The sequence below is a fragment of the Longispora sp. NPDC051575 genome, assembly GCF_040681875.1.
In the GTDB taxonomy this organism is placed as follows: domain Bacteria; phylum Actinomycetota; class Actinomycetes; order Mycobacteriales; family Micromonosporaceae; genus Longispora.
Window position 1 is genome coordinate 658,322 of record NZ_JBFAZP010000002.1, and the last position, 22,636, is coordinate 680,957.

Consider the following 22,636-nt stretch of genomic DNA (forward strand, 5'->3'; position numbering starts at 1 on the left):
CGGGCCGCCCGTTCGACCTGGGTGTGTGAGGGCCGGGAGGCGGTCCCATCGGACGAGGAGAACGCCATGTCGCGGTACATGCTGATCATGCGGGGCACCGAGGAGTCGAACGCCGCCCTGATGGCCGGGTTCGAGGAGCTGGCGGCCTCGACCCGCCAGTACATCGGGGACCTGGTCGAGGCCGGGGTGTTCGTCGCGGCCGAAGGGCTGGACGACGCGGGGCAGGGCGTCGTGGTGGACTTCAGCGGCGAGACCCCGGTGGTCACGGACGGGCCGTACGGCGAGACCAAGGAACTGTTCGGGGGCTACTTCCTGCTCGACGTCGCATCGAAGCAGGAGGCGGTCGACTGGGCCAGGCGGGTCCCGGCGGTCCCCGGCTCCAAGATCGAGGTCCGGCGGGTGGCCGGCGAGGACGAGATGCCGCAGGGAATCGAACGGGCCGTCGGGGAACGGGCCCGGCACGACAACCGGAGCTGACCGTCCTGGCCACGTCGGGGCCGCCCGGCGGATCGGGTCCGCGCGGATCGACCGTCTCAGGCCGCGCGGTCCACGATGGCCCGGGCGCAGGTCAGGGCATCGGTGTCCGTGGTGTCCACTTCAAGATCATAGACAATGTTCCGGTGTACGAGGTCCGCCTGCGCCCGCGCCATCCCCGGCACCCGGTCGCCCCGGGCCGCCTCGCGCGCCTCGGCCGCCGAGGGCGCGCACCGCACGCCGACCCACAGCACGTCCAGCCCGTCGAGGGCGGTGCGCCAGCGGTGCTGTGAGGCGGGCCCGCCGAGGAACACCTCGTCCACGACGACCCGCGCGCCGGCCCGCGCCATGGCGGCGATGCCCAGGCTCCAGGCGACGTCGAGGCGGCGGAACTCCTCGCCGGTGCCGACCGCGCCGTCGGCGGCGAACTCGATGCCGTCCGCGGCGAGCAGCCGGGGCGGCAGCGCGTCGACCAGGGTGTCGGTCCCGAACGTCACCCAGGACTCGGGGAGGAGTTCCTGGAGCGCGCGGGCGATGGTGGACTTGCCGGAGCTGGAACCACCGTTGAGGACGATCACCTGTGCGGCCACGCGCCCCAGCCTAGCGCCCTGTCGATCATCGCCTAGCCCGTGGAGCGCCAGCCCCGCGCCCGGAGCCGTTCGAACCCGTCCAGGAGCAGGTCGAGGGAGAACTCGAACTCGAACTGGTCGTCGCACCCCTGGCCGACCACCGACCGGCCGTCATGGTCGGCGCGGACCGCGATCTCCACGACGTGCGGGTACGCGGTCGCCATCGCGCGCAGCCCCGCCTCCCGGACCCCGGGGTCCACGTCCGGGGACTGGTCGAACAGTTCCTGGCTGAAGCCGAGGAGCCGGCTGCCCAGGGCGTGCATCGCGTGGTGGGTGAGGTCCACGGAGTACCCGTCGGCCCGGAACATCCCGATCATCGAGTCCATGTACGCCAACAGGGCCGGGGTCGGCGCGGTCCGCGACTCGATCACGCGGGAGGCCCACGGGTGCCGCGACAGCACCCGCCGGGCGGAGAGGATCCGGCCCCGGACGGCCGTCATGCCCTGGGCGCCGGACCTCGGCGGGTCGATCTCGCCGACCACCGCGTCGACCATGCCGTCGAGGAGTTCCTCCTTGTGGGCGACGTGCTTGTAGAGCGCCATCGGCACGACGCCGAGTTCCTGGGAGAGCCGGCGCATGCTCAGCGCCTCGATCCCGATCGTGTCGGCGAGCGCGACGGCGGCGCGCAGCACGCGTTCCGTGCTCAGCGGGGTGCGGCGCGGGGTCTCCGTCGGCCGGGTCATCTGACCACCTTCCAGCGCGGGAGCCGGTTGACAGGCGTACAGCGTACACCTATGGTTGCCGGGACATCAGGTGTACGCCGTACACCTCGGTCGAGAGGAGAGGTCCCCATGAGCTCGACGAGAAGGACCGCGCTGGTCACCGGCGTGCTGTTCCTGCTGACGGAGGTCACCGCGATCGTGGGACTGGTGCTCTACCAACCGGCGCTGAAGGACGCCCGCTACGTCGTCGGCCCCGGCGCCGACGCCCGCGTCCTGCTGGGCGGGCTCTTCGAGCTCCTGCTGGTCGCCGCCGTCGTCGGCACGGCCGCCGCGCTGTACCCCGTCCTCCGCCGGATCGACCCCGGTCTCGCCGTCGGCTACGTGTGCTTCCGCCTCCTGGAGGCCGCGGTCATCGTCGTCGGCACCGTCAGCGTGCTCGCCGTCGTCACGCTGCGCCGGGACCTCGCGGGGGCGGCCGGCACCGACGACGCCGCGCTCGTCACCGTCGGCCACGCGCTCGTCGCCCTGCACGACTGGACGTTCCTGATCGGACCCAACATCGCGCTGGGCGCCAACAGCCTGCTGCTCGGCGCCCTGATGTACCGGTCCCGGCTGGTCCCCCGGCCCATCGCCGCGCTGGGCGTCGCCGGGGGCGCGCTGATCTGCGCGTCGGGGACCGCCGTGCTGTTCGGCCTCTACGAGCAGGTCTCCACGGTCGGCTCGCTGGCCGCGCTGCCGGTGTTCGGGTGGGAGGTCAGCTTCGCGGTCTACCTGGTCGCCAGGGGATTCAGGCCCGCCGCCGAGGGGATCCACGCCGCCTGAGCGACGGGGACCGACCACTGTGGCAAGTACCCGTCACCGCGTTGACCCGCGTCGCCCGTACCCCGTTGAATGGGGTGGTCATGTCCGGCGATGCCCGGAAGGGGCCCCGATGGGCGACACGCTCGGCACGGTGCTCGCGGTCGGAGTTCCCGTCCTGCTCGTGTGGAGCTTCCACGCGACGTTCCGGTCCCGGGTCCGGCTGCTCAACGTCGTGCTGCTGCTGGTCCTCAGCGTGGCGGCGGTGTGGCAGGCGCACCGGTACGGCCCCGGCTGGGGTGTCGTCCTCGCCTACGTCGCGGTCGGCGTCGGGGTGCTGGTCGCGGCGGCGACGTTCGCCCGGGCCGCCGCGGCGGTGACCGTGGCCGCGCACCGGCCCTACACCCCGGAGCAGCTCGCCGAGGTGGTGCGGTCGCTGGCGGGGGCGCCGGGCGCGCTGCTGCTGACGATCGCGGTGAGCCCCGGCGGGAAGATCATGGTGGTCGGCGGCGAGGAAGCCCCCCGCACCCTGGTCGCCGGTCTGACCGAGGGCTGCCCGCTGTGCTTCGTCGAGGCCCGGGTCCGCGAACTGGCGGGGGCGGACACCCCGGCGGTGGCCGCCTACCGGGAACGGATCGGCGCCCGGGCGAACCACACCCTCGTGCTCACCCGCGCCGAGCCGGGCGACCCGTGGGGCTGGAAGCTCCGGCCGACCCGCCCCGGGTTCACCCACCGCACCGCCACCTGCCCCGTACACGCCGACTGAGTTCGCCTGCGGGGCCGCCCGGGTGGGGCCGTCACCAGAGGTAGAAGTGCCGGAAGTACCAGCCCCGGACGGCCGGCGCGTCCTTGAACGTGCAGGCGAACGTGTACTGGTTGGACGCCTCGAAGTCGAGCCGGACGTTGTCGCACTCCTGCCAGGTCTGCCACACCCCGGCCTCCATCACCCCGCCACCGGCGGAGGCGGGGTGCGCGCCGAGCAGGACGGCAGCGGTGGCGACGGCCAGGACCGCTCCCCGCAGGATGTTCGTGATCGGCATCGACGCTCCTCTCTTCGGACTGACGGACGGTCATCTGCGCCGAGCCTGGCAGCCCGGCGAGGTCGGGGCATGTCGGGTGTTCACCGGACAGGCCGCGCCGGAGCATCCCCAGGAGAGTGATGCAGGTCACTTCTAGCGGCAGTACCCCTCTGATTGCATTAGATTTCTATTGGCAAACAGATGTCGCTACCGTTAGGAAGTGCCATGACCGTCACGCCCGGCCACGTCGGCCTCAACGTCACCGACCTGGACCGCTCCCTCGACTTCTACCGCCAGGTCTTCGCACTCGACGTCCTCGGCACCTCGCCCGACCCCGACCGGCGCTACGCGTTCCTCGGCGTGGACGGCACACTCCTGATCACGCTGTGGCAGCAGAGCACCGGCGAGTTCGACGCCCGGCGACCGGGCCTGCACCACCTCGCCTTCCAGGTCCCCGACATCGCGGCGGTCCGCCGGGCCGAGGCGACGCTGCGCGCGCTGGGCGCCGCGATCAGCCACGACGGGATCGTCCCGCACGGCGAGGGCGCCGGCTCCGGTGGCGTGTTCTTCGCCGACCCGGACGGCACCCGGCTGGAGATCTACGCCCCGTCCGGCGCCGAGGGCCCCGCGCCGACCCCGGGCGCGCCGACCTGCGGGTTCTTCTAAGCCATGCGGCACGCGGGCGAACGGGCGGTGCAGAGCCGGGCCGGGTTCGGCGGGCACGAACTCGGGTCGGCGACCGTCGGCGCGCAGATCCCGCCGATCGCGGCGGAGTTCCTGCGCCGGCAGCCGATGGTGGTCCTCGGCGCGGCCGACGACGACGGGGCGGTGTGGGCCACGATGCTCACCGGCCAGGCGGGCTTCGTGACCGCCCTGGACGAGCGGACCGTCGCGGTGGCCGACCAGCCCCGCCCGGGGCACCCGCTCGGCGGGCTGTTCGACCGGGAGCGGGCCGTGGGGCTGCTCGCGATCGAGCCCGGCACCCGGCGGCGGATGCGGATCAACGGCCAGGCCCAGGCGACGGGTACGGGGCTGGTGGTGCGCACCGACCAGGTCTACGCGAACTGTCCGAAGTACATCCAGACCCGCGAACCCTCCCCCGCCCCGGGCGCCCCCGGGGAGGTGCGGGTGACCAGCGCGCTGACCGGGCCGCAGCGGGCCCTGATCGGGGCGGCCGACACGTTCTTCGTCGCCACGTACGCGGCCGGGCTGGGCGCCGACGCCTCGCACCGGGGCGGGAACCCGGGCTTCGTCCAGGTCACCGGGCCGGACCGGTTGACATGGCCGGAGTACGTCGGCAACCGGATGTTCATGACCCTGGGCAACCTGGAACTCGACCCGAGGTGCGGGCTGCTGTTCCCCGACTGGGAGAGCGGCGACCTGCTGCACGTCACCGGGCGGGCCGTCGTGTCCGAGGACCCGGAACGGGTGGCGGCCGTGCCCGGAGCGCAGCGGCTGGTCGACCTCGACGTGGACCGGGTCGTGTCCGTCGCCCGGGGCAGCGGGCTGCGCTGGACGTTCGGCGGGTACTTCCGGCTCAATCCGCGCTGACGCCGCCCCGGTGCCGCTCGTAGTACCGGGCGGCCCGGGCACGGTTGCCGCACGCGGCCGAGCACCACTCGCGGCGCGGGTGGTCGCGCACGAAGTACAGCACGCAGCCGGGGCCGGGGCAGGCGTGCACCTCGGTCCGGTCCGGCCCGGCGAACAGGGACACGGCCGCGTCGGCGAGCTCGGCGAGCGCCGTGCCGACCGGATCGGCCGCGCTGCGCGCCGCGACCACCGGGCCGTCCGCCCAGCGCAGTTCCCGCCAGCGGGGCACGGCGGCGGCGCGGCGGTTCAGTTCCGCGACGGCGTCGGGGGCCGGCGCCCGGTCGTGGGCCGCCGCGTCGGCCAGGGCCCGGACCGTGTCGCGCAGGGCGCGGGCCGCCGCGAGGTCGGCCGGGGAGACCGTGGGGTGCTCCGGCAGCGGGGTGGCGAGCCGGTCGCGGACCGAGGCCAGCCACTCGGCCAGGTGTTCGGCCGTGCCGAGGCCGTCGCGGACCTGGCCGCGCACCGCGTAGGTCGCGTTGGCGAACTCGATGGGCAGCGGCTCCCCGAGCCGGGGGGCGCCGCCGTCGCTGTTCCGCATCCGCTAATGGTAACTGAGGCTTCTAGCCATGAGACCGTGGCGGACTACGGGACGACCGGGGTCGCGGTCCACGCCTGCGGGGTCACGCGCAGCCCCCGGAGGAGCGTCGTGAGCTGCGCCTCCGGCAGCCTGGTCGCCGCCGACGGGGTGAGCGTGGCGGCCTCCACCCGGTGGCCGGACACGTCGAGGAAGACCACGGTGCGCCCGAGCAGGATCGTCGGGTGCCCGTCGGTGGTCGCGGTCGCCGGCCCGCGCTTGTCGCCCTCGCGGTGCGCCGCCTTGTCCACCCGCACCCACACCTCGGCCTTGTTCGGGTCGCGGTCCACCCAGATGGACTTGTCGCTGAAGGTGAGGATCGTCCGGTAGGTCCCATCGGGCTCCGTGACGACATCCGTCGCGGAGACCGGCAGCCCCCCGGGCGCCGACACGGTGAACGGCAGCGTGACCGGCTTGTCGCCGTCCATCGTGACCGAGGCGGCGACGCGCTGGGCGATCACCCGGGTCTCGGCGTCCGTGCCCGAGTCGTTGCCGGTCACCCGGACGGTCGCGCGGGCGCCGGGCGCCCACTGCCAGGTGAGGACGCCCCCGGTGTCCCACGTACTGGGCTTGTCGCCGACCGGCGGGGCCGGGTGGGTCTCCAGCGGCTGCTGCCCCCGCTCCTCCGACGTGAACCCCGGGGCGTAGGCGGTGACGCTGACGTTCAGCAGCCCGTCGCGGCGCGCGTAGAAGACCGTCTGGTGGGTCGTGCCGGTGCCCGTCGTCACGGTCGGCACGTCGTCGGGCGTCCACCCGACCCGCAGCCGCAGCCGCAGCGGGTCGAACGCGCTGCGGACCACGGACGCGGCGGTCGGTCCGCGCGCGGGATCCGGCTCGTCGGCCGAGCAGCCGGACACGGCGCCGACCAGGATGAGGAGGGCCGCCGCCAGGTGGGGCCACCGCCGGCCGGTGGACGCGGTCACTGTGGAGGGTGTCGCGGCGAAAAGGGGATGCACGAGGGCGAATCTACCCGGTGGCTGCCGCCGCGCGCCGCCCGTCCTCACGGGGGCAGCGTCCGCGCGCGGGCCGCCACCGCCTCGGCGACCATCCGGGCGGCGGGACTGGGCTCGTGCCGGCCCCTGCGGTGCAGCAGGTCCAGCCGGCGGGCGCCCACCAGGGGCAGGGCGACGGCGCGCACCGCCGGGGACACCTCTCCCGCGCGGAGCGCCAACGCCGGCACCACGGCGGCGGCCAGACCCGCCGCGACCAGGGCCAGCGCCGCCGGGAACTCCATGCACTCGTGCCGCCGGTCCAGCACGAGACCGTGCCGCGCGGACAGCCGGTCCAGCACCCGGCGCAGCGCTGAACCCGGCGGGCCGTCCACCCAGGGCCGGCCGCGCAGCACGTCCAGGTCACCGACCTCGCCCCAGCTCCGCGGGACCACGACGCGGTACGGGTCGTCGAGCAGCTTCACCGTGCTCAGGCCGGCGAGGTCGAGGGGCGGATCGGCCGCGTCGGACTCCACGACGAGCAGATCCATCTCGCCGGTCCGCAGCGCGGCGCGGCCCGGTTCGAGCTCGACCTGCCGGATGCCCACGGTCACGGCGGGCGCGGTCGTCGCGAGGTCCCGGGCCGCCGGGGCGACGAGGTGCCGGATCGCGGTCGGGAACGCGCCGACCGACACCGGCCCGGTGACCTTCCCGGTGTAGGCGGCCAGGTCGTGTTCCGCCGCCGCGAGCACGTCGGCCAGCCGTGCCGCGTGCCCGGCCAGCATCCGCCCGGCCGGCGTCAACCCGGCGGCCCGCCGCCCGCCCAGCCGCGAGCGGTCCAGCAGGGTCACGCCGGTCTCCGACTCCAGCCGGGCGATGTGCTGCGACACCGCCGACGGGGTCAGGTGCAGGGTGGCGGCGGCGGCCAGCACCCCGCCGGCCTCGGCCACCGCCCGGAGCACCGCGAGCCGGCGCGGATCGATCTGCATGCAGTAATGCTACATGCGTGGTGTAGTAATCATCGCTGGTACTGAACGCCGGAGAGCGCGAGGATGCGTACATGACCGAATACCGGGCGTCCTTCGACGCGGACGTGACCTTCCTCAACGGCGGCGGACTCCAGGTCCAGGGCTTCCGGCTCGACGTGCCCGGCCCCACCGTCAGCGGGGACGACCTGGAGCGCCTGTTCGTGGGCCACCTGGGGCTGCTGATGGTCGACCAGGTGCGGCTGTCCGACGTCGCCGTGGTCGCCGAGCCGCACCGGGGCTCCCGGGGCGGCCCCACCGAGACCGGCACCGGGAGCGGCACCCGGCTGGTCGACCTGAGCCACGTCATCGAGGCCGGCATGACCACCTATCCCGGGCTGCCCGGGCCGGAGTTCACGCCGCACCTGACCCGGGCCGACTCCCGCGACCACTACGCCGAGGGCACCGAGTTCGCCATCGACCTGATCCAGATGGTCGGCAACACCGGCACCTACCTTGACAGCCCCTTCCACCGGTACGAGGGCGGCACCGACCTGGCTGGGCTCCCCCTGGACTCCGTGGCCGACCTACCCGTGGTGGTCGTCCGGCTCACCGGGGCGGCCGAACGCGGCATCACCGCGCGCGCGTTGGCCGCCAGCGACGTGGCCGGCAGGGCGGTGCTGCTGCACACCGGCTGGGACCGGCACTGGCGCACCCCCGGCTACGGCGACCCGGCGCCGTACCTGGCCGAGGACGGCGCCCGGTACCTGGTCGAGGCCGGCGCGAAGCTGGTCGGCATCGACAGCGTCAACATCGACGCGACCGACGGCAACGCCCGCCCGGCGCACTCGATCCTGCTCGGCGCGGAGGTGCCGGTCCTGGAGCACCTGACCCGGCTCGGCGACGTGCCCGTGCACGGGGCGCGCCTGCACGCCGTGCCGGCCCCGGTGCGCGACTTCGGCACGTTCCCGGTGCGCGCCTACGCGGTGGTGCCGGCGTGACCGGCGCCCTGCTGGTCGAGGCGGCCGGCTGGCTGGGCGCAGCGGCCCTGCTGCTGGCGTACGGGCTGCTGTCCAGTGGGCGGATCACCGCCGGGGTGGGGTACCAGGTGCTCAACCTGGCCGGGTCGGTGGCGCTGGCAGTCAACGCGGTCGCGCACAGCGCCCTGCCGTCGGCCGCCGTGAACATCATCTGGCTGGTGATCGGGGCCGTCGCCGTGCGCGGCCTCGCCCAGCGGGCGCGCCGGCACCGGAGCGAATCCCGTCCGGTGACGCCGGCCTGAGGGGTCCCGGGCCGGCACGGCGGTGCTCGCCCGGCAGGGCGCCGGAGTCCGACCGGTCACGGCAGTACACGAAGAACTCCATGACAAGATCATGCGGGGACCGGTGCCCCGTCGTGACCGCCCGGGCTCCGGCCTTCAGTGTCCGGGTCGGCTCCCGACTCGTCACCAGATGATGTTCTTCGGGTTGGTCTGTCCTTCGGCAGGTTCGGCGGTTTCGCCCGCGCGACGCCCGCCGGGTCCGGTTTACTGGGCGGATGAGCGCGGAGATCATCCTCGGGTTCCTGAGCCTGCTGCTGCTGGAGCTGGTACTCGGGATCGACAATGTCGTGTTCATCTCGATCCTGGCCGGCAAGCTGCCCGAGAAACAGCAGGAGAAGGCGCGCCGGATCGGCCTGGGCCTCGCCCTGATCATGCGGATCGGGCTGCTGTTCGCACTGTCCTGGGTGATCGGACTGACCGCGCCCCTGTTCGACATCGCCGGCCACGAGATCTCCGGCCGGGACCTGATCCTGATCCTCGGCGGCCTGTTCCTGATCGGGAAGGCCAGCCACGAGATCCACGGCGGACTGGAGGGGTCCGAGGGCGGCTCGACCGCGCGGGCGGTCGCCTCGTTCGGCGTGGTCGTGACCCAGATCGTGCTGCTCGACGTCGTGTTCAGCCTCGACTCGGTGATCACCGCCGTGGGCATGGTCGACGAGCTGTCCGTCATGATCGCCGCCGTGGTGGTCGCGATGCTGATCACGCTGGTGCTGGCCGGCCCGCTGTCGCGCTTCGTGAACCGGCACCCGAGCATCAAGATGCTGGCGCTCGCGTTCCTGCTCCTGATCGGCGCGATGCTGCTGGTCGACGGCTTCGACCGCAAGATCCCCAAGGGGTACATCTACTGCGCGATGGCGTTCGCGCTGGCCGTGGAGCTGCTCAACATCCGGTCCCGCGCGGCGCGGAGCGGGCGGCGGGAGTTCCCGAGCGGGGCCGAGCTGAGCACCCTGCTCGTCGTCGCCGACCTGGACGCCTCCACCCGGTTCTACCGCGACACCCTCGGCGCGGACCTGGTCCGCGAGTACGGCGGCACGTCCAGCGTGCTCAGCTTCGAGGGCGCGTGGCTGCTCCTGGTCACCGGCGGCGGCCCGACCCCGGACAAGCCCGGGGTGACGTTCGCGCCGCCCGCCGACCCGGACCGGGTCGACCACGAGCTGACCCTCAAGGTGCCGGACTGCCGGGCCGCGCACCGGCTGCTCAGCGGGCGGGGCGTGGAGTTCCTCACGGATCCGGTGGAGTCCGAGTGGGAGGTGCGGTGCTTCTTCCGCGACCCGGACGGCCGGCTGATCGAGATCAGCGAGTCCCGTTAGCCGCGATCCGCAGAGGCGGGCGACCCGGGATCGTGGCCGTCGCCTCGATCGCGCGCCGGCCACCCGCCCCGGAACGCCTACCGCGTGGCCGTTCCCCGCCCCCGCCACACCGCGACCGCCGCCACGGCGGAGACGCCCGCGCCGCACCAGAGCAGGCCGGTCACCGAGACCGCGTCCACGACCAGCCCGCCGGCCGCCGCGCCGACCGCGATCGCGAGGTTGAACACCGACGTGTTCAGCGCGGTGGCCGCCTCGGCGGAGTCCGGCGCGGCCCGCAGGATCCAGGTCTGCACGCTCACCGGCACCCCGCCGAACGCGAGCCCCCACAGCACGAGGAGCACGACGCCGCCGGCCGGGGTGGTGCCGACGACCGGGAACAGCGCGAGGGCCCCGGCGAGGAGTACGGCGATCCCGACCACGGTGCGGCGCAGGTCGAGGCCGATCAGCCGGCCGGCCAGGACGTTGCCGGCGATGCCCGCGACCCCGAAGGCCAGCAGCAGCGGGCCGACGTACCTCTGGTCGACGCCGGACACCGTCCGCAGCACGGGGCTGACGAACGTGAACGTGCCGTAGTGGCCGCCGACCAGCAGGAACGTGGTGAGCACGCCGGCGCGTACCCCTCGGATCCCGAACTGTGCCGGCAGGGCCCGCAGCCGCACGGGCCCGGCCGCCGGCAGCGACGGTGCCAGCGTCGCCAGGGCGACCGCGACCAGGACCGCGAGCCCGCCCAGGACGCCGAACGCGACCCGCCAGTCGGTGAACTCCCCGATCAGGGTGCCCGCCGGCACGCCGAGCACGTTGGCCGCCGTGGCCCCGCCGAACACGACCGCCACCGCCCGGGGCACGTGCGCGGCGGGCACCATCCGGACCGCGATGCCGGCCGCCAGCGCCCAGAAGCCGCCGATGGCGACGCCGACCAGGAACCGGGAGCCGAGCATCACGGCGAAGTTCGGCGCGAGGGCCGAGGCGGCGTTCGCGACCACCATCAGGGCGAGCAGCCCGATCAGCGCCGTGCGCCGGTCCAGCCGCCCGATCGCGACCGGGAGCAGCGGGGCGGCGGCCGAGGCGACCAGGCCGGGCACGGTCACCATCAGCCCGGCGGTGCCCGCCGACACGTCCAGGGAGCCGCCGATCGAGGTGAGCAGCCCCATCGGCAACTGTTCCACGGTCACCATCGCGAACGTGCCGACGGCGACGGCGACCAGCGCCAGCCACCTCCGGGTCGGCACGGTGGTCGTCCGGTCGAGGGCCACGGGCCCGTCGGCGAGCTTCTTCATGGGTTTCCTTGCCAGGTGGGAGGAACAAACCAAGATCAACATCAGGTGGGGGGTACGTCGCGGGGCGCGGCGCCCCGGCCGTCACGGGATGTCGGGCGGGCGGCCCACGGCGATCGCGTCGATCTCGAACCGCATGTCGGGCAGCGCCAGGGCGGCGACGCCGAGCAGGGTCTGGGTCGGCGGCAGGTCGCCCCAGATGTCGGCGACGGCCTCCGCCAGGACGGTGAGCTTCGCCAGGTCGTGGTCCACGATGTAGCTGCGCAGCTGGACGACGTCGCCGAAGTCCAGGCCCACCGCCGCGAGCGCGGTGCCCAGGTTCGCCAGCGACCGGCGGACCTGGTCGGCGAAGTCGGACGAGGTGACCCGGCCGTCGAGGTCGGCGGCCCACTGGCCGGCGACGAACACCAGTTCGCCGCTGACCCGGGCCAGGTGGCTGTAGCCGTGCCCGACCGGGTCGTGCAGTCCGGCGGGGTTGATCAACGCGCGCATCAGTTCTCCAGGGTCGGGTAGTCGGTGTAGCCGCGGTGGTCGCCGCCGTAGAAGGTGGCCTGGTCGGCCGCGCTGTAGGGGCCGCCGGCCCGGACCCGGGCGACCAGGTCCGGGTTGGCCAGCCACAGTTCGGCCAGCACGACCGCGTCGGCGACGCCCTCGGCCAGGGCCGCCGCGCCGGTCTCCGGGGTGGCCGGGAACGCGTCGGGTGCGGGGTGCGGGCACAGCAGCAGGACCCCGGGCCACGCGGCGCGGACCAGCCGGGTCACCTCGCGGTCGCCGAACTCGAAGACGTGCAGGTACGCCAGCGGCATTGGGGCCAGGGCGCGGGCCAGCGCCGCGTACACGTCGAGGGGGTCGCTCTCGGTCATGCCGTTGAACGTGGCGCCGGGCGAGATCCGGATCCCGACCCGCTCCGGGCCGACCGCGTCGCCGACGGCGCGCACCACCTCGACGGCGAACCGGATCCGGTTCCGCACGGAGCCGCCGTAGAAGTCGGTCCGCTCGTTGCTGCCGTCGGCCAGGAACTGGTGCAGCAGGAAACCGTTCGCGGCGTGCAGTTCCACCCCGTCGAAGCCGGCGTCGACCGCGTTGCGCGCGGCCAGCGCGAAGTCGGCGATCGTCGCGTCGATGTCGGCCTGGGTCATCCCGCGCGGCGTCGGGTGGTCGAGCGGGCCCCCGGCGATGTACAGCTGCCCGCCGGAGGCGATCGGCGACGGGCCGACCGGCGGCGCGCCGTCGGCCCGCAGCACCGGGTGCCCGATCCGGCCGCAGTGCACCAGCTGGGCGAACATCCGCCCGCCCGCGGCGCGCACGGCGTCGGTCACGGCGCGCCACGCCGCCACCTGTTCGGCGGAGTGCAGGCCGGGCGTGTGGACGTAGCCCTGGCCGAGTTCGCTGATCTGGGTCGCCTCCGAGATGATCAGGCCGGCCGAGGCGCGCTGGGCGTAGTACTCGGCCGTCAGCGCCGTCACCAGCCCGCCGGGCGCGCGGCTGCGGGTCATCGGCGCCATCACGAGGCGGTTGGGCAGCTCCAGCTTGCCCACGGTCAACGGTCGGAAGTAGTCGGTCACGGTCGTCCTTCGGGTCGCGGGCGCACGCCGACGGCACGCGCGGCGGGCGGCGGGCGGGGATCGGCGGGAGTCGGGCCGGACCGGCCGGCGACTCACAGGAACCACGATGGCCGGCCCGCGCGACATGATCAACGACGACCGGGCGAACGCACGTTCAGCCCCGCTGAACGGACCAGGTGGGGCTCAGGCCGGCTCGGCGAACCGGACGGCCATGGCGTTGAACGCCCGGATCCGGGCGGTCTCCTGGGAGGCGCGCCACAGGAAGCCCCAGCCGATCGGCGGGGCGTCGCTGAACGGCACGTAGGCCACGTCGGGCCGCTGGTAGAACTGGTGGACCTGCGCGCCGACCGTGAAGGCGCCCTCGCCGGCCCCGACCAGGGTCAACGCCTCGGGGAACGTGTACCCGACCGGGCCGTGCGCGATGGGCCGGCCGGCCGGGGTGCGCTCGGGCACCCGGTCCTCGCGGACGGACAGCGGGATGTGTTCCGGCATCCGGATCAGCGTGACCTCGGCCAGGTCCTCGAGGCTGACCGCGGCCCGGGCGGCGAACGGGTGGTCCACCGGCACCGCGAGGTGGCGCGGGTCCCGCCACAGGTCCGGCCCGTTCACCAGGTCGGGGCCGGTGATGGGCCGGCTGTTGAGCACCATCTCGATGCTCCGGTCGTGCAGGGCCTCCAACGAGTTGCCCAGCTGCAACTCGCTGACCGTCATCTCGGTGGTCGGGTGCAGCTCGCCGAACGCCCGGGCCAGCCGCAGGGTGAACCGGCCGCCGGCCGCCCCGACGTAGCCGACGTGGAACGGGCCGTCGAAGCCCCGGGCCGCCATCGTCGCCCGCTCCACGGCCCACCGGACCTGCCGGTAGCCCGGCGCCAGGTCGGCCCGGAACTGCGCGCCCAGCGTGGTCAGTTCGACCCTGCGGCTCGACCGGTCGAACAGCGCCGCGCCGATCCGGCGTTCGAGCTTCTGGACCACCTGGGTCACCCGGGCCGGCGAGAGCCCCAGCCGGGCGGCCGTGCGGGCGAAGTGCAGCTCCTCGGCGAGGGCGAGGAAGATCTCGATCTCGTACCGCTCCATGCCGACCTCCAGGTCACCGTCGCTGTCCGGCACCGGCCGTCATGATCCAACGTAGCGGGCGGTGTTCGGCTCCGTCGCGGGGACGTCCGCCGGAAATCCGGTCGCCGTCCCGCCGGTGGACCGCCAGACTCTGGCCATGGGTGACACTCTTCCCGGCGGCCTGCGGCTGCGCGCGGCCCGACCGGCCGACCTGGACCAGATCTCGGCGCTGCTCACCGACCGGGGCGACGCCGACGACGCCGTGGACCTGCGCCTGGTCGTCGAGGACCCCGACGCCGGCTACGAGGCCTGCGCCGTGGTGCTCGACGGCGACACGGTGGTGTCCACCGCGACCCTGCTGGACGAGACCCTGGTGCTCGACGGGTGCGAGCTGCCCGCCGGACAGGTGGAGATGGTGGCCACCGCGCGGTCCCACGAGGGTCGCGGCCTGGTCCGGGCGCTGATGGGCTGGGCGCACGACCGGTCCGCCGAGCGGGGACACGTGCTGCAGGTACTCCACGGGATCCCGTACTTCTACCGGCAGTTCGGCTACGAGTACGCGATTCCGCGGCCGACCAGCCGGCCCGTGGTCGGGGACCTGCCCGAGGGCGGGGCGGGGCTGACCGTGCGCGAGGCGGTGGCGGCCGACGTGCCGGAGCTGGCCCGGTTGCAGGAGGCCGACCTGGCCGGGGTGGGCCTGAGTCTGCGCAGGTCGGCGGCGTGCTGGCGGTGGCTGGTGGCGCGGCCCGGCAGTACCCAGTGGGTGGTGTCGTCCGGGGACACGATCGTCGGTGCCGGGCGCGACGACGGCGATCAGCTCGCGGAGCTGGCCGGGTCCCCCGGGGCGAGGCTGGCGCTGCTCCGCCACGTCCGGGGGCTGCGGCCGGAGATCGAGGTGACCGGTCGGGACGCGGCCGACCATCTCGGTCCCGGGTCCTCGCAGGCCGAGGCCGACATGATCCGGATTCCGGACCCGGTGGCGCTGTTCGAGCGGCTGCGGCCGGTGTTCGGGGCGCGGCTGGCCAGGGCCGGGGTCGCCGATCTCGAGGTGGTGGTGTCGCTGTTCCGGTCGCACCTGCGGTTCGGCTACGCCGACGGTGTGGCCGGGCCGGTCAGCGGCGGTGGGGTCATGCAGGCGCCGGGGGTCGTCGGCGGGGCGGGGATCGCGCCCGACCAGCTCGCCGCCGTGCTGTTCGGCCCGCACGGCATCGCGGGGCTGTCCACCCAGCAGCCGGACGTCTATCCGGGGCGCAACCGGGACGTGATGACCGCGCTGTTCCCGCCGGTGGACGCCGACGTCCGGCTGTTCTACCTGCCCTGAACCGGACCGCACCGGGAACGTCGGCCCCGTCGCTATCCGCGCCTGGCCGGACGCGCGTCCGGGCGTGGGGTCAGGCTCCCCCCGAGAATCCCGGCCGCTGTGTCCACCGCCTCCAACAGTGGCGGCGGTCTCGCCACCTGCTACGACGAGACCGCCACCCTCTGTTTCCCCCTGATCCGGACGCGTCAGCTCACCGTCAGCGCGGTGTCGTCCACGACGAACGAGGTCTGCAGCGACCCGTTCTCGACGCCGCTGAACGTGATCGTCACGGTCTGGCCGGCCAACGCGGACACGTCGAACGACCTCAGCGTGTACCCGGCGGCCTTGTTCAGGTTCGAATAGGTCGCCAGGGTGGTCGGGCCCGCCGTCACGGTCAGCTTGTCGTTGGCCGCCGAGGTGGTGGTCTCCGCCGTGTCGATGTGCAGGTAGAAGCTCAGGGTGGCCCGGCAGCCCGCCGGGATGGCCACCGACTGCGACACCGTGTCGGTGTGGCCGGAGCCGTACCCGTCGAGCCAGGCCTTCCGGGTGCCGCCGTGCGCTGGCTGGGAGGACGAGCTGTCGATCACCCCGGACGTGGCGGTCCACGGCGCGGCCGAGGCGGACTCGAACCCGGGGTTGCCGAGCTTCTGTCCGGAGCACGTGCCCGGGCCTGCGGTCCTGGTGGGAGTCGGCGTCGCGGTGCCGCCGGCGCACGTCGGGTCACCGGTCTGGGCCGGCACGCTGACGGCGTCCCACGCGGCCCTGACCGTGTTGAACTCGGTGCAGCCAGTACCCCCGTAGAGGTTCTTCGCGGCCTGCAACGTCCAGGTCCGGTACTTCAGGTACGAGGCGCTGGACGTCTTCATCAGCATCGCGTTGTACAGGATCGTGATCCACTTCTGGACGCCGATCCCGGTCACGCTGGAGTTGTTGCAGGTCGGGCTGACCGGGCCGCCGGCCGGGTTGCTGCCCTTGGCCACCAGGTAACTCCAGTGGTTGCCCACACCCGCGCCGGTGTGCGACTCGCCGGTCGGGATGGAGCTCGAGTAGCAGTTCGGGTGGTTGTCGATCAGCGACGGGTCGTACATGTTGCGGATCGGGCCCTTGCCCTCCATGTCGACCTCCTCGCCGATGGTCCAGTCCGGCACGTCGTGCGGGCTCGGCTCGTTGGCGAAGTGCTCGGTCGCCGTGCCGAACGAGTCGGCGATCCACTCCCCCGTGCCGTTGAACGACTGGCCGCCCGGGGTGTGCTCGTCGATGCCGTGGCCCAGTTCGTGGGCGACCACGTCGACCGACGAGAGCCAGCCGTTGGCGACGTTGCGCCCGATCTGGACCTGGCTGCCGTCGAAGTAGGCGCCGACCCCGTCGAGGCCGACCCGGATCGGCCACGCGCCGCCGGAGCCGTCGATCCCGTTGCGCCCCAGCCACTGGGACAGCATCCTCGCCTCGGTCTGCGCGGCGAACAGGGCGTCCACGCAGCCGGTCTCCTTGTTGGTCGCCGAGCCGTTGCCCCAGGAGTCGTCCGGGCCGGTGAGGGTGGTGTTGTTCGCCGCGTCCTGGCAGCTCAGGTTCGTGATGGTCGGGTCCTTCATCGAGTACGTCCCGCCCGAGCCGGTCGTGGTGAGCGCGACGGCCGGCCCGTTGTAGGCGGAGTTGCCGGTGCCGTGCGCGACGTTGTCCCGGGTCCGCAGCACGGCGCCGGTGAGCGCGTCGACGTCCACCGTCAGGCGGCTCGGGCGGCCGGCGGCGCGGCCGGTCACCGTGGCCTCCCAGGCCAGCCTGGGCGTGCCGTCCAGGGCGTACACGACGAGCCGGGTGCCCTCCAGGGTCGCCCCGGTGACCATGCTCCCGGCGGTGGCCTCGGCGGCCGCCCGGGGGACCTCCGGCGTGATCGACAGGTCGCCGATCGGGTGCTCCAGGGCGACCGAGGCGGACTTCAGGTTCCCGAGGCCGTCGGTGGCCAGGACGAAGTCGCCGCCGGTCACCGGGAGGCCCTTGTACGTCCGGTCGTACGCCACGTACTGGGTGCCGTGCGAGGCGACGGCGTCGTGCTGGACGAAGCTGTCGTCCGCGCTGGCCCGGAGGTAGGCCGGCCGGCCGGCGACGAGCGAGGCCGCCGACCGCAGCGCGGCCGCGTGCGCCGCCTGCGGGGTGGGCGCGGCCACCGGCTCGGCCGGAACCGTGACGGCCGCTGCGGTACCGGCCGCCGCGACCGCGAGTGCCATGGCACCACCCACGGTCAGGAACCGATGGGGAAGCTTCACGAGTGCTCCTTCTCGCCGGCACGCCGGACCACCGCCCGGTGGACGGTGGGCACGGCGGACCGGCCGGGATGAGGGGGGAGAGCGGGACGCCCTACGGCAATGTCGGCAATTCCAAACAACCCGCCAACACCCGGGCATCGGTGAAGCTATCCGGGGTGATCCGTGCCAGTCAATGCGCTTAAGTCAACGTTAGTGCACCCTTCGGGTACCCTTGAGCCTCGCTCAGTCCTCGAAGGAATGCAGGCGCGCCAGGCGGCCCAGGGTCTGCCCGGCGCCGAACTGTTCGAACGTGCCGACCGGCTCGAAACCCAGGCGGGCCGCGAGCCGCAACGACCGCACGTTGGCGGTCTGGGTCACGAGGATCACCGGCTGGTCGGGGAGCTCGGCCGCGGCGGCGCGAAGGACAGCGGCCGCCGCCTCGTACGCCAGTCCCGCGCCCCAGGCGTCGCGGCGCAGCAGGTAGCCCAGTTCCAGCTCCCCACCGTCCTCAGTGACGTGTCCGGGCAGGTCGGCGGCGCGCCGGCTGAGGGTCACCGTGCCGATCAGGTCGTCGGTCGCCCGGTCGGCGATGACGAACGCGCCGGGGGCGGCGGTGGCGGCGGCCGGTCCGATTTCGGCCAGGCGCCGCTCGACGGCCTCCCGTGGGAGCGGGCCGCCGAGGTGGGCCCAGACGTCCGGGTCGGTCCGCAGCTCGATCAGCCGGTCCCGGTCGGCGTCCCGGGCCTTGCGCAGCACGACCCGGGCAGCTTCGATCCGGGCGGCGGACAGGATCGGCGGAACGCTCACGTGAACTCCTCCTGCCCGTCGGGCGGCTTTCCCTACCGGCGCCAGCCCAGCTCGGTCGCGGCCGTGTCGGCCAGGGCCGCCTGCCCGACCGCGCGCAGCAGAAGCAGACCGTCGAGTTGCGCGAGGAGGGCGGCTGCCCGGCCGTTCCGGCGTTCGACGGGTACGGCGACGCGCGGGCTGAGCCAGTCCGCCCAGTGTGCGGCCAGGGCGGCGGCCAGGGCGCGGTACGGCGCGCGCCCGGCGGCGGCCTGGCCCGCCACCTCGAAGTGGACCCGGAACAGGGCGTCGGCCCCGGGGGTGCGCAGGGCCGACCAGGCCCGGTGCAGCAGTTCGGCCGGCGGCAGTGGCCGGTCGCCCAGCGCGGCGTGCAGCAGGCCGTGCAACTGGCGGACGTGACCGTCGAGCACGGCGCCGAGCAGGTCGGACTTGGTGGGGAAGTAGTACACCACCGTGCGGTCGGGCACGCCGAGGCGCTCACCGATCCGCCGGAACGTCACGCCGGCCAGCCCCTCCTCGGCCAGCAGCCGGGCGGCGGCGTCGAGCATCTGATCCCGGCTGTGCTTGTACCCCACGAACGGGAAGTGTAGTCGGTGCTACATTTCTGGTCGTTCTGTAGTGCCAACTACAAAGTCTGGGGTCGTCATGCCACCGCACTCCCCCATGTCCACCGCCCGCGACCGCCGGGCCCGACTGTGGGACCGGTGGCTGTGCGCGGCCATCGCCGCGGTCATCGCCTACGGCACCGTCCTGGTCGTCCACGGGCGCGGCGCCGCGACGCTGTTCGACGTGCTCGGGTTCGGCCCGACGGCCAGCGGCGTCAGCGCCGGCGAGGGCCACGTCCAGCTCCTCTACGGCGTCCTCGGCGCGGTCCTGATCGGCTGGATGGTGCTGCTCCTGGCGGTGGCCCGGGGGCCGTTGCGCCGCCGCGAACGCTGGGCCTGGACCGCCACCGCCGCCTCGATGACCGTCTGGTTCGGCGTCGACACCACCTTCTCGCTGGTCGTGGGCTCGACCGCGCACGCGGCGTTCAACTGCGTCTTCGCCGCCGCGGTGGGCGTGCCGCTCGTCGCGATGCGCGGATACCTCGCCGACGTGCGCCTGCGGGGCTAGGGTCCGGCCGGGACGCGCGGCAGCAGCCCAGGCCCTGGGACGTGCGCCTGCGGAGCTCGGGTCCGGCGCTCCGGGCGACTCGTCAGTGGACGGTGCCGACCGGCGCAGCCAACCAGACGAGGCCAGGGGTTCGTCGTCAGGGCCAGCCACCGAGAAGACGCGCCGCCTCCGGCCACGTCCCACGCTTTCGGGCGGTGGATGTCCCCGCTGGGGTCAGGCTGCGGCGTCCCGAGGTGCGGTGATGCTCGGTGGTGCCAGTTCCCGCAGGCCCCACGCCGCCCGGAACCCCCCGATCGTCAACCACGCCAGCCGCGAGTTCACCGCGAACAGCTGCCGGGCCCGCGCGAGGGCGTCCAACGACCCCGCCCCCGCCCCGTCCCGCGCCGCCCCGAACCGGTCCGCCGTGAGGCCGGCGTCGAACACCTCCAGCACGGTCGCGCAGTGGTACAGATAGCCCAGCGCCTCGTGTTGGAGGCGGACCAGCAGCGCGTGGTCCTCGGCGGTGAGGTCGACCGGCCGGTCGGTGACGGGCGGGGCCCCGACGGCGGCCAGCAGCACGGCCGGGTCGGGCGTGGCGTGCGCGTCGAGGTGGCGCATCAGGAGGCTGGCGTACGGTTCGGCGTCGACCTGGCGGGCGATCACCGCGCACGTCGCGTCTATCTTGCGGCGGAGGTCCGCGCCGACCAGTTCGCGGCAGACGTCGCCCAGTTCGGTGCCGCGCGCGGCGGCCAGGGCGCGGGCGACCCGGATCAGGTCGCGGGGCAGGCCGCCGGCCAGGCAGTGGCACAGCGCGACGAACGGTTCGGCGATCCCGACGGTCCGGCTGCGCAGCAGGGCGCCGGTGTCGGCCAGGTTCAGGTACCGCACCGTGAAGATGTCCTCGAACGCCGAGTCGAAGGCGTCCCGGATGGGCAGCCCCCGGCGCTCGAACGACGACAGCGCGTCCTCGGAGACCGAGATCAGGAACAGGCAGCCGGGTACGTCGAGGGCGAAGAGCACCTTCACCTCGTTGAGGAACTCCTGGGCCCGCTCGGGCAGCAGGATCTTGTCGAGCTCGTCGAGGATCATCACCACCGGGATGGGCGCGATGTTGGGTTGCGCGGCCAGCACCCGCACGGTCACGCCCAGGAACTCCCGCAGGTCCGTGATGATCTCCGGGTACGTCAGCGGTTGCTGGGCGAACTCCACCGAGCCGCTGCGGTGCGCCTCCGCGCCGAACGGCAACCCGACCTTGCCGGACCAGCCCGCGACGTGTTTCTGCTGGTACCGGATCTGCTCCAGCTTCGCGTCGGCGTACTCGTGCAGGGTCGCCAGGTCGTCCACGTCCGCCGGGCGCAGCGGTCGGCGCGCCCGCAGCCGGTCGTGCCGCGCCACGGACAGCACCACGCCGGCCACCGTCGCCAGCAGCACCGCCTGCCACCACACGCCGACCAGCCAGTCCCAGGCCGGCGGCCGTTGTCCCCGGACCAGCGGCTGTCCCAGGTACGCCGCCGCCAGGCCGGCCGCGCCGATCACCGCGGCGAACCGGCAGCGGGCGAGGAGGCCGGCGAGCCGCGCCCGGTAGCCGGGCCGCTCGTCGCCCCGGCCGTGCGCCCGGGCCTCCCGGCACAGGCTGGCGTACAGGTGCAGGGCGAACTCGCGCGCGTCGTAGGCCACCGGCACGCTCTCCGAGACGGCCAGGTGCCGGGTACCGGTGGGCAGGAAGCGCCCGGCCCGGTAGTACTCCAGCAGGGTCGACTTGCCGACGCCGCGCGGCCCGGACAGTCCGAACGCTCCCCCGCCGACCTGGTCGATCCGCCGGCGGAACTCCTCGAACACGCCGGTGATGATCACCCGGTCGGCGGCGTGCATGAGCCGCAGCCCGCTGGCGTCCAGCACCGACAGCCGGGTGGTGTACGCCGGCTTCACCAGGGCGTTGAGCCGGTCGGTGAGGAACGGCAGCAGGACCTGCCGGGCGGCGTGGTCCCAGCGCTGCCGGCACAGGGTCAGCTCGTCGAGCAGCACCCGCTCCGCCGAGCGCCAGCCGAGGCTGCCGGCGAGCGTCGAGTCCCTGGACAGTCGGCGGAGCAACGGCCGGCGGGACAGCCAGCGCAGTACCCGGACCAGGCCGAAGGTCGCCAGCACCGCGGCCAGGGGCACCGCGGGCGGCAGGAGCGCGGCGGGTCCGCCCGCGACCAGTGGGCTCCCGTCGAGCACCCAGGCCGCCACGGCACCGGGCAGCAGGACCGCCGGGATCCACCGGGCCGCGCGCCGCAGCAGCGGATCGGACGGGACCGGTTTCGTCACGGTACCCGGGGAGAGGAGGTTGCCCAGGCCGCCCACCAGCGCGATCACGACGAAGCAGGCGAGCGCGGCCGTGGCCGCCGCCCAGATGGCCCAGGCCCAGGGCTCCCCCGTGCCCCTGACCGTCGCCGGCCACAGCGCGCCGCGCACGGCGAACCAGCCCCCGAGCAGCCCCAACCCGACGTGCGCCACCCACCAGTCGGGCCCGGTGCTCGGCGTCCGACGGAGGAACTCGGGGTCAGCGTGCGCCCGTACCCGTCGAAGGCAGATCCAGATCAGGAGCACCGCCGCCGTCAGGGCCAGGAGGACGCCCAGCGGCGAACCGAGCCGCCGGCCCACCAGGGGTGCGACCGTGGCCGCCCAAGCCGAGACCGCGCCCCAGAAGCACAACGCCCAGAACCGGCCCGCGGGGTCGGTGACCGCGCCGCCGGACGCCTGCCCGGTCTGGTGCCGGAGCATCGCCTCCTCGGCGGTCCGCAGCGCGGTGATCTGCGGGTTGGTCGCCCGCAGCAGCGCGTCCTCGGCTCCCTCGACCTCTTCCGCCAGGCGTTCCGGGCTGACCCGGCTGTCGCGCAGCGCGGGAGCCAACTCCGGCCCCCGGGCCACGGCGAGCACCAGCTCCGCCAGCCGCTCCCCCAGCTCCCCGAGCAGGGGGTCGTCCTCCGACCCCACGCTCCCGGGTCGGTACCCCGAGGAGACGGCCGGCGGATCGGACTCGGTCACGGTGCCT

General features: G+C 74.1%; 24 protein-coding genes. 10 read left to right on the forward strand and 14 right to left on the reverse strand.

What is annotated here, in order from left to right; all coding sequences use genetic code 11:
• The first annotated feature begins 66 nt into the window (after window positions 1-66).
• The gene (locus AB0M43_RS06710; RefSeq protein ID WP_363721781.1) at window positions 67-477 is read left to right on the forward strand and encodes a YciI family protein; all 411 of its coding nucleotides are present in this window, start codon (window positions 67-69) and stop codon (window positions 475-477) included.
• Window positions 478-533: 56 nt separating this feature from the next.
• On the opposite strand, the gene cpt is transcribed toward AB0M43_RS06710, so the two are convergent.
• Together cpt and AB0M43_RS06720 are read right to left on the reverse strand one after the other, a co-directional pair.
• Entirely contained in the window at window positions 534-1,064 is a 531-nt protein-coding gene (cpt, locus tag AB0M43_RS06715; RefSeq protein WP_363721783.1) for a chloramphenicol phosphotransferase CPT, read from the reverse strand.
• 32 nt (window positions 1,065-1,096) lie between these two features.
• Window positions 1,097-1,786 carry a TetR/AcrR family transcriptional regulator C-terminal domain-containing protein gene (locus tag AB0M43_RS06720; protein ID WP_363721784.1) on the reverse strand — a complete coding sequence of 230 codons (690 nt, stop codon included), beginning with the start codon at window positions 1,784-1,786 and terminating at the stop codon, window positions 1,097-1,099.
• A gap of 108 nt (window positions 1,787-1,894) precedes the next feature.
• Here AB0M43_RS06720 and AB0M43_RS06725 point away from each other — a divergent pair, with 108 nt between their 5' ends.
• Entirely contained in the window at window positions 1,895-2,587 is a 693-nt protein-coding gene (locus tag AB0M43_RS06725; RefSeq protein ID WP_363721786.1) for a DUF4386 domain-containing protein, read from the forward strand.
• Between the two features lie 109 nt (window positions 2,588-2,696).
• The gene (locus AB0M43_RS06730) at window positions 2,697-3,329 is read left to right on the forward strand and encodes a hypothetical protein (protein ID WP_363721788.1); all 633 of its coding nucleotides are present in this window, start codon (window positions 2,697-2,699) and stop codon (window positions 3,327-3,329) included.
• Window positions 3,330-3,360: 31 nt separating this feature from the next.
• Here AB0M43_RS06730 and AB0M43_RS06735 read toward each other — a convergent pair whose 3' ends face one another.
• Entirely contained in the window at window positions 3,361-3,603 is a 243-nt protein-coding gene (locus AB0M43_RS06735) for a hypothetical protein (protein ID WP_363721790.1), read from the reverse strand.
• A gap of 204 nt (window positions 3,604-3,807) precedes the next feature.
• Between AB0M43_RS06735 and AB0M43_RS06740 the strand changes: the two genes are divergently transcribed.
• Window positions 3,808-4,248 carry a VOC family protein gene (locus AB0M43_RS06740; RefSeq protein WP_363721792.1) on the forward strand — a complete coding sequence of 147 codons (441 nt, stop codon included), beginning with the start codon at window positions 3,808-3,810 and terminating at the stop codon, window positions 4,246-4,248.
• 3 nt (window positions 4,249-4,251) lie between these two features.
• The gene (locus AB0M43_RS06745) at window positions 4,252-5,133 is read left to right on the forward strand and encodes a pyridoxamine 5'-phosphate oxidase family protein (protein WP_363721793.1); all 882 of its coding nucleotides are present in this window, start codon (window positions 4,252-4,254) and stop codon (window positions 5,131-5,133) included.
• On the opposite strand, the gene AB0M43_RS06750 is transcribed toward AB0M43_RS06745, so the two are convergent.
• The 3 genes from AB0M43_RS06750 to AB0M43_RS06760 are packed head-to-tail and all read right to left on the reverse strand — an operon-like array spanning window position 5,120 to window position 7,664.
• Window positions 5,120-5,710: an ABATE domain-containing protein gene (locus tag AB0M43_RS06750; RefSeq protein WP_363721795.1), complete on the reverse strand. Its 591-nt coding sequence runs from the start codon at window positions 5,708-5,710 to the stop codon at window positions 5,120-5,122. The two genes, AB0M43_RS06745 and AB0M43_RS06750, sit on opposite strands and share 14 nt — an antisense overlap.
• Before the next feature lie 44 nt (window positions 5,711-5,754).
• Complete coding sequence (locus AB0M43_RS06755; RefSeq protein WP_363721796.1) at window positions 5,755-6,702, reverse strand: hypothetical protein; 948 nt, start codon at window positions 6,700-6,702, stop codon at window positions 5,755-5,757.
• A gap of 44 nt (window positions 6,703-6,746) precedes the next feature.
• The gene (locus AB0M43_RS06760; protein ID WP_363721798.1) at window positions 6,747-7,664 is read right to left on the reverse strand and encodes a LysR family transcriptional regulator; all 918 of its coding nucleotides are present in this window, start codon (window positions 7,662-7,664) and stop codon (window positions 6,747-6,749) included.
• 71 nt (window positions 7,665-7,735) lie between these two features.
• Here AB0M43_RS06760 and AB0M43_RS06765 point away from each other — a divergent pair, with 71 nt between their 5' ends.
• The 3 genes from AB0M43_RS06765 (at window position 7,736) to AB0M43_RS06775 (ending at window position 10,271) form a co-directional block, all read left to right on the forward strand.
• The gene (locus AB0M43_RS06765; RefSeq protein ID WP_363721799.1) at window positions 7,736-8,641 is read left to right on the forward strand and encodes a cyclase family protein; all 906 of its coding nucleotides are present in this window, start codon (window positions 7,736-7,738) and stop codon (window positions 8,639-8,641) included.
• Complete coding sequence (locus AB0M43_RS06770; protein ID WP_363721801.1) at window positions 8,638-8,922, forward strand: hypothetical protein; 285 nt, start codon at window positions 8,638-8,640, stop codon at window positions 8,920-8,922. Before AB0M43_RS06765 ends, AB0M43_RS06770 begins: the two co-directional genes overlap by 4 nt.
• Window positions 8,923-9,176: 254 nt before the next feature.
• Window positions 9,177-10,271 carry a VOC family protein gene (locus AB0M43_RS06775; RefSeq protein ID WP_363721802.1) on the forward strand — a complete coding sequence of 365 codons (1,095 nt, stop codon included), beginning with the start codon at window positions 9,177-9,179 and terminating at the stop codon, window positions 10,269-10,271.
• Window positions 10,272-10,348: 77 nt separating this feature from the next.
• Here the strand turns inward: AB0M43_RS06775 and AB0M43_RS06780 are convergent, their stop codons facing one another.
• The 4 genes from AB0M43_RS06780 to AB0M43_RS06795 all read right to left on the reverse strand — a co-directional run bounded on the left by AB0M43_RS06780 (window position 10,349) and on the right by AB0M43_RS06795 (window position 14,217).
• Entirely contained in the window at window positions 10,349-11,548 is a 1,200-nt protein-coding gene (locus tag AB0M43_RS06780) for an MFS transporter (RefSeq protein ID WP_363721804.1), read from the reverse strand.
• A gap of 81 nt (window positions 11,549-11,629) precedes the next feature.
• Window positions 11,630-12,037 (reverse strand): RidA family protein, encoded by a 408-nt coding sequence (locus tag AB0M43_RS06785; protein WP_363721806.1) that lies wholly within the window; start codon window positions 12,035-12,037, stop codon window positions 11,630-11,632.
• Entirely contained in the window at window positions 12,037-13,110 is a 1,074-nt protein-coding gene (locus AB0M43_RS06790; protein ID WP_363721808.1) for an alkene reductase, read from the reverse strand. The genes AB0M43_RS06785 and AB0M43_RS06790 overlap by 1 nt, the downstream gene beginning before the upstream one ends.
• 183 nt (window positions 13,111-13,293) lie before the next feature.
• A complete protein-coding gene (locus AB0M43_RS06795; protein WP_363721810.1) occupies window positions 13,294-14,217 on the reverse strand; it encodes a LysR family transcriptional regulator in 924 nt (307 codons plus the stop codon).
• A gap of 103 nt (window positions 14,218-14,320) precedes the next feature.
• Between AB0M43_RS06795 and AB0M43_RS06800 the strand changes: the two genes are divergently transcribed.
• Complete coding sequence (locus tag AB0M43_RS06800; protein WP_363721811.1) at window positions 14,321-15,484, forward strand: GNAT family N-acetyltransferase; 1,164 nt, start codon at window positions 14,321-14,323, stop codon at window positions 15,482-15,484.
• Window positions 15,485-15,669: 185 nt separating this feature from the next.
• Here AB0M43_RS06800 and AB0M43_RS06805 read toward each other — a convergent pair whose 3' ends face one another.
• The 3 genes from AB0M43_RS06805 to AB0M43_RS06815 form a co-directional block, all read right to left on the reverse strand.
• Window positions 15,670-17,688 (reverse strand): M4 family metallopeptidase, encoded by a 2,019-nt coding sequence (locus AB0M43_RS06805; protein ID WP_363722072.1) that lies wholly within the window; start codon window positions 17,686-17,688, stop codon window positions 15,670-15,672.
• Window positions 17,689-17,949: 261 nt separating this feature from the next.
• On the reverse strand, window positions 17,950-18,513 hold the full coding sequence (locus AB0M43_RS06810) for a GNAT family N-acetyltransferase (RefSeq protein ID WP_363721813.1): 564 nt from the start codon (window positions 18,511-18,513) through the stop codon (window positions 17,950-17,952).
• Window positions 18,514-18,545: 32 nt separating this feature from the next.
• The gene (locus AB0M43_RS06815; protein ID WP_363721815.1) at window positions 18,546-19,085 is read right to left on the reverse strand and encodes a helix-turn-helix domain-containing protein; all 540 of its coding nucleotides are present in this window, start codon (window positions 19,083-19,085) and stop codon (window positions 18,546-18,548) included.
• 70 nt (window positions 19,086-19,155) lie between these two features.
• Between AB0M43_RS06815 and AB0M43_RS06820 the strand changes: the two genes are divergently transcribed.
• Window positions 19,156-19,623 (forward strand): hypothetical protein, encoded by a 468-nt coding sequence (locus AB0M43_RS06820; RefSeq protein ID WP_363721816.1) that lies wholly within the window; start codon window positions 19,156-19,158, stop codon window positions 19,621-19,623.
• Window positions 19,624-19,836: 213 nt separating this feature from the next.
• Here AB0M43_RS06820 and AB0M43_RS06825 read toward each other — a convergent pair whose 3' ends face one another.
• Window positions 19,837-22,629, reverse strand: coding sequence for a hypothetical protein (locus AB0M43_RS06825; RefSeq protein WP_363721818.1), 2,793 nt, complete (start codon window positions 22,627-22,629; stop codon window positions 19,837-19,839).
• Between the last annotated feature and the right edge of the window lie 7 nt (window positions 22,630-22,636).

Coding starts and splice junctions, on each gene's coding strand:
- AB0M43_RS06750 (WP_363721795.1), bottom strand. CDS start 5,710: ATGCGGAACAGCGACGGCGGCGCCCCCCGGCTCGGGGAGCCGCTGCCC.
- AB0M43_RS06765 (WP_363721799.1), top strand. CDS start 7,736: ATGACCGAATACCGGGCGTCCTTCGACGCGGACGTGACCTTCCTCAAC.
- AB0M43_RS06745 (WP_363721793.1), top strand. CDS start 4,252: ATGCGGCACGCGGGCGAACGGGCGGTGCAGAGCCGGGCCGGGTTCGGC.
- AB0M43_RS06730 (WP_363721788.1), top strand. CDS start 2,697: ATGGGCGACACGCTCGGCACGGTGCTCGCGGTCGGAGTTCCCGTCCTG.
- AB0M43_RS06820 (WP_363721816.1), top strand. CDS start 19,156: ATGCCACCGCACTCCCCCATGTCCACCGCCCGCGACCGCCGGGCCCGA.
- AB0M43_RS06740 (WP_363721792.1), top strand. CDS start 3,808: ATGACCGTCACGCCCGGCCACGTCGGCCTCAACGTCACCGACCTGGAC.
- AB0M43_RS06785 (WP_363721806.1), bottom strand. CDS start 12,037: ATGCGCGCGTTGATCAACCCCGCCGGACTGCACGACCCGGTCGGGCAC.
- AB0M43_RS06760 (WP_363721798.1), bottom strand. CDS start 7,664: ATGCAGATCGATCCGCGCCGGCTCGCGGTGCTCCGGGCGGTGGCCGAG.
- AB0M43_RS06735 (WP_363721790.1), bottom strand. CDS start 3,603: ATGCCGATCACGAACATCCTGCGGGGAGCGGTCCTGGCCGTCGCCACC.
- AB0M43_RS06710 (WP_363721781.1), top strand. CDS start 67: ATGTCGCGGTACATGCTGATCATGCGGGGCACCGAGGAGTCGAACGCC.
- AB0M43_RS06720 (WP_363721784.1), bottom strand. CDS start 1,786: ATGACCCGGCCGACGGAGACCCCGCGCCGCACCCCGCTGAGCACGGAA.
- AB0M43_RS06800 (WP_363721811.1), top strand. CDS start 14,321: ATGGGTGACACTCTTCCCGGCGGCCTGCGGCTGCGCGCGGCCCGACCG.
- AB0M43_RS06775 (WP_363721802.1), top strand. CDS start 9,177: ATGAGCGCGGAGATCATCCTCGGGTTCCTGAGCCTGCTGCTGCTGGAG.
- AB0M43_RS06805 (WP_363722072.1), bottom strand. CDS start 17,688: ATGGCACTCGCGGTCGCGGCGGCCGGTACCGCAGCGGCCGTCACGGTT.
- AB0M43_RS06725 (WP_363721786.1), top strand. CDS start 1,895: ATGAGCTCGACGAGAAGGACCGCGCTGGTCACCGGCGTGCTGTTCCTG.
- AB0M43_RS06780 (WP_363721804.1), bottom strand. CDS start 11,548: ATGAAGAAGCTCGCCGACGGGCCCGTGGCCCTCGACCGGACGACCACC.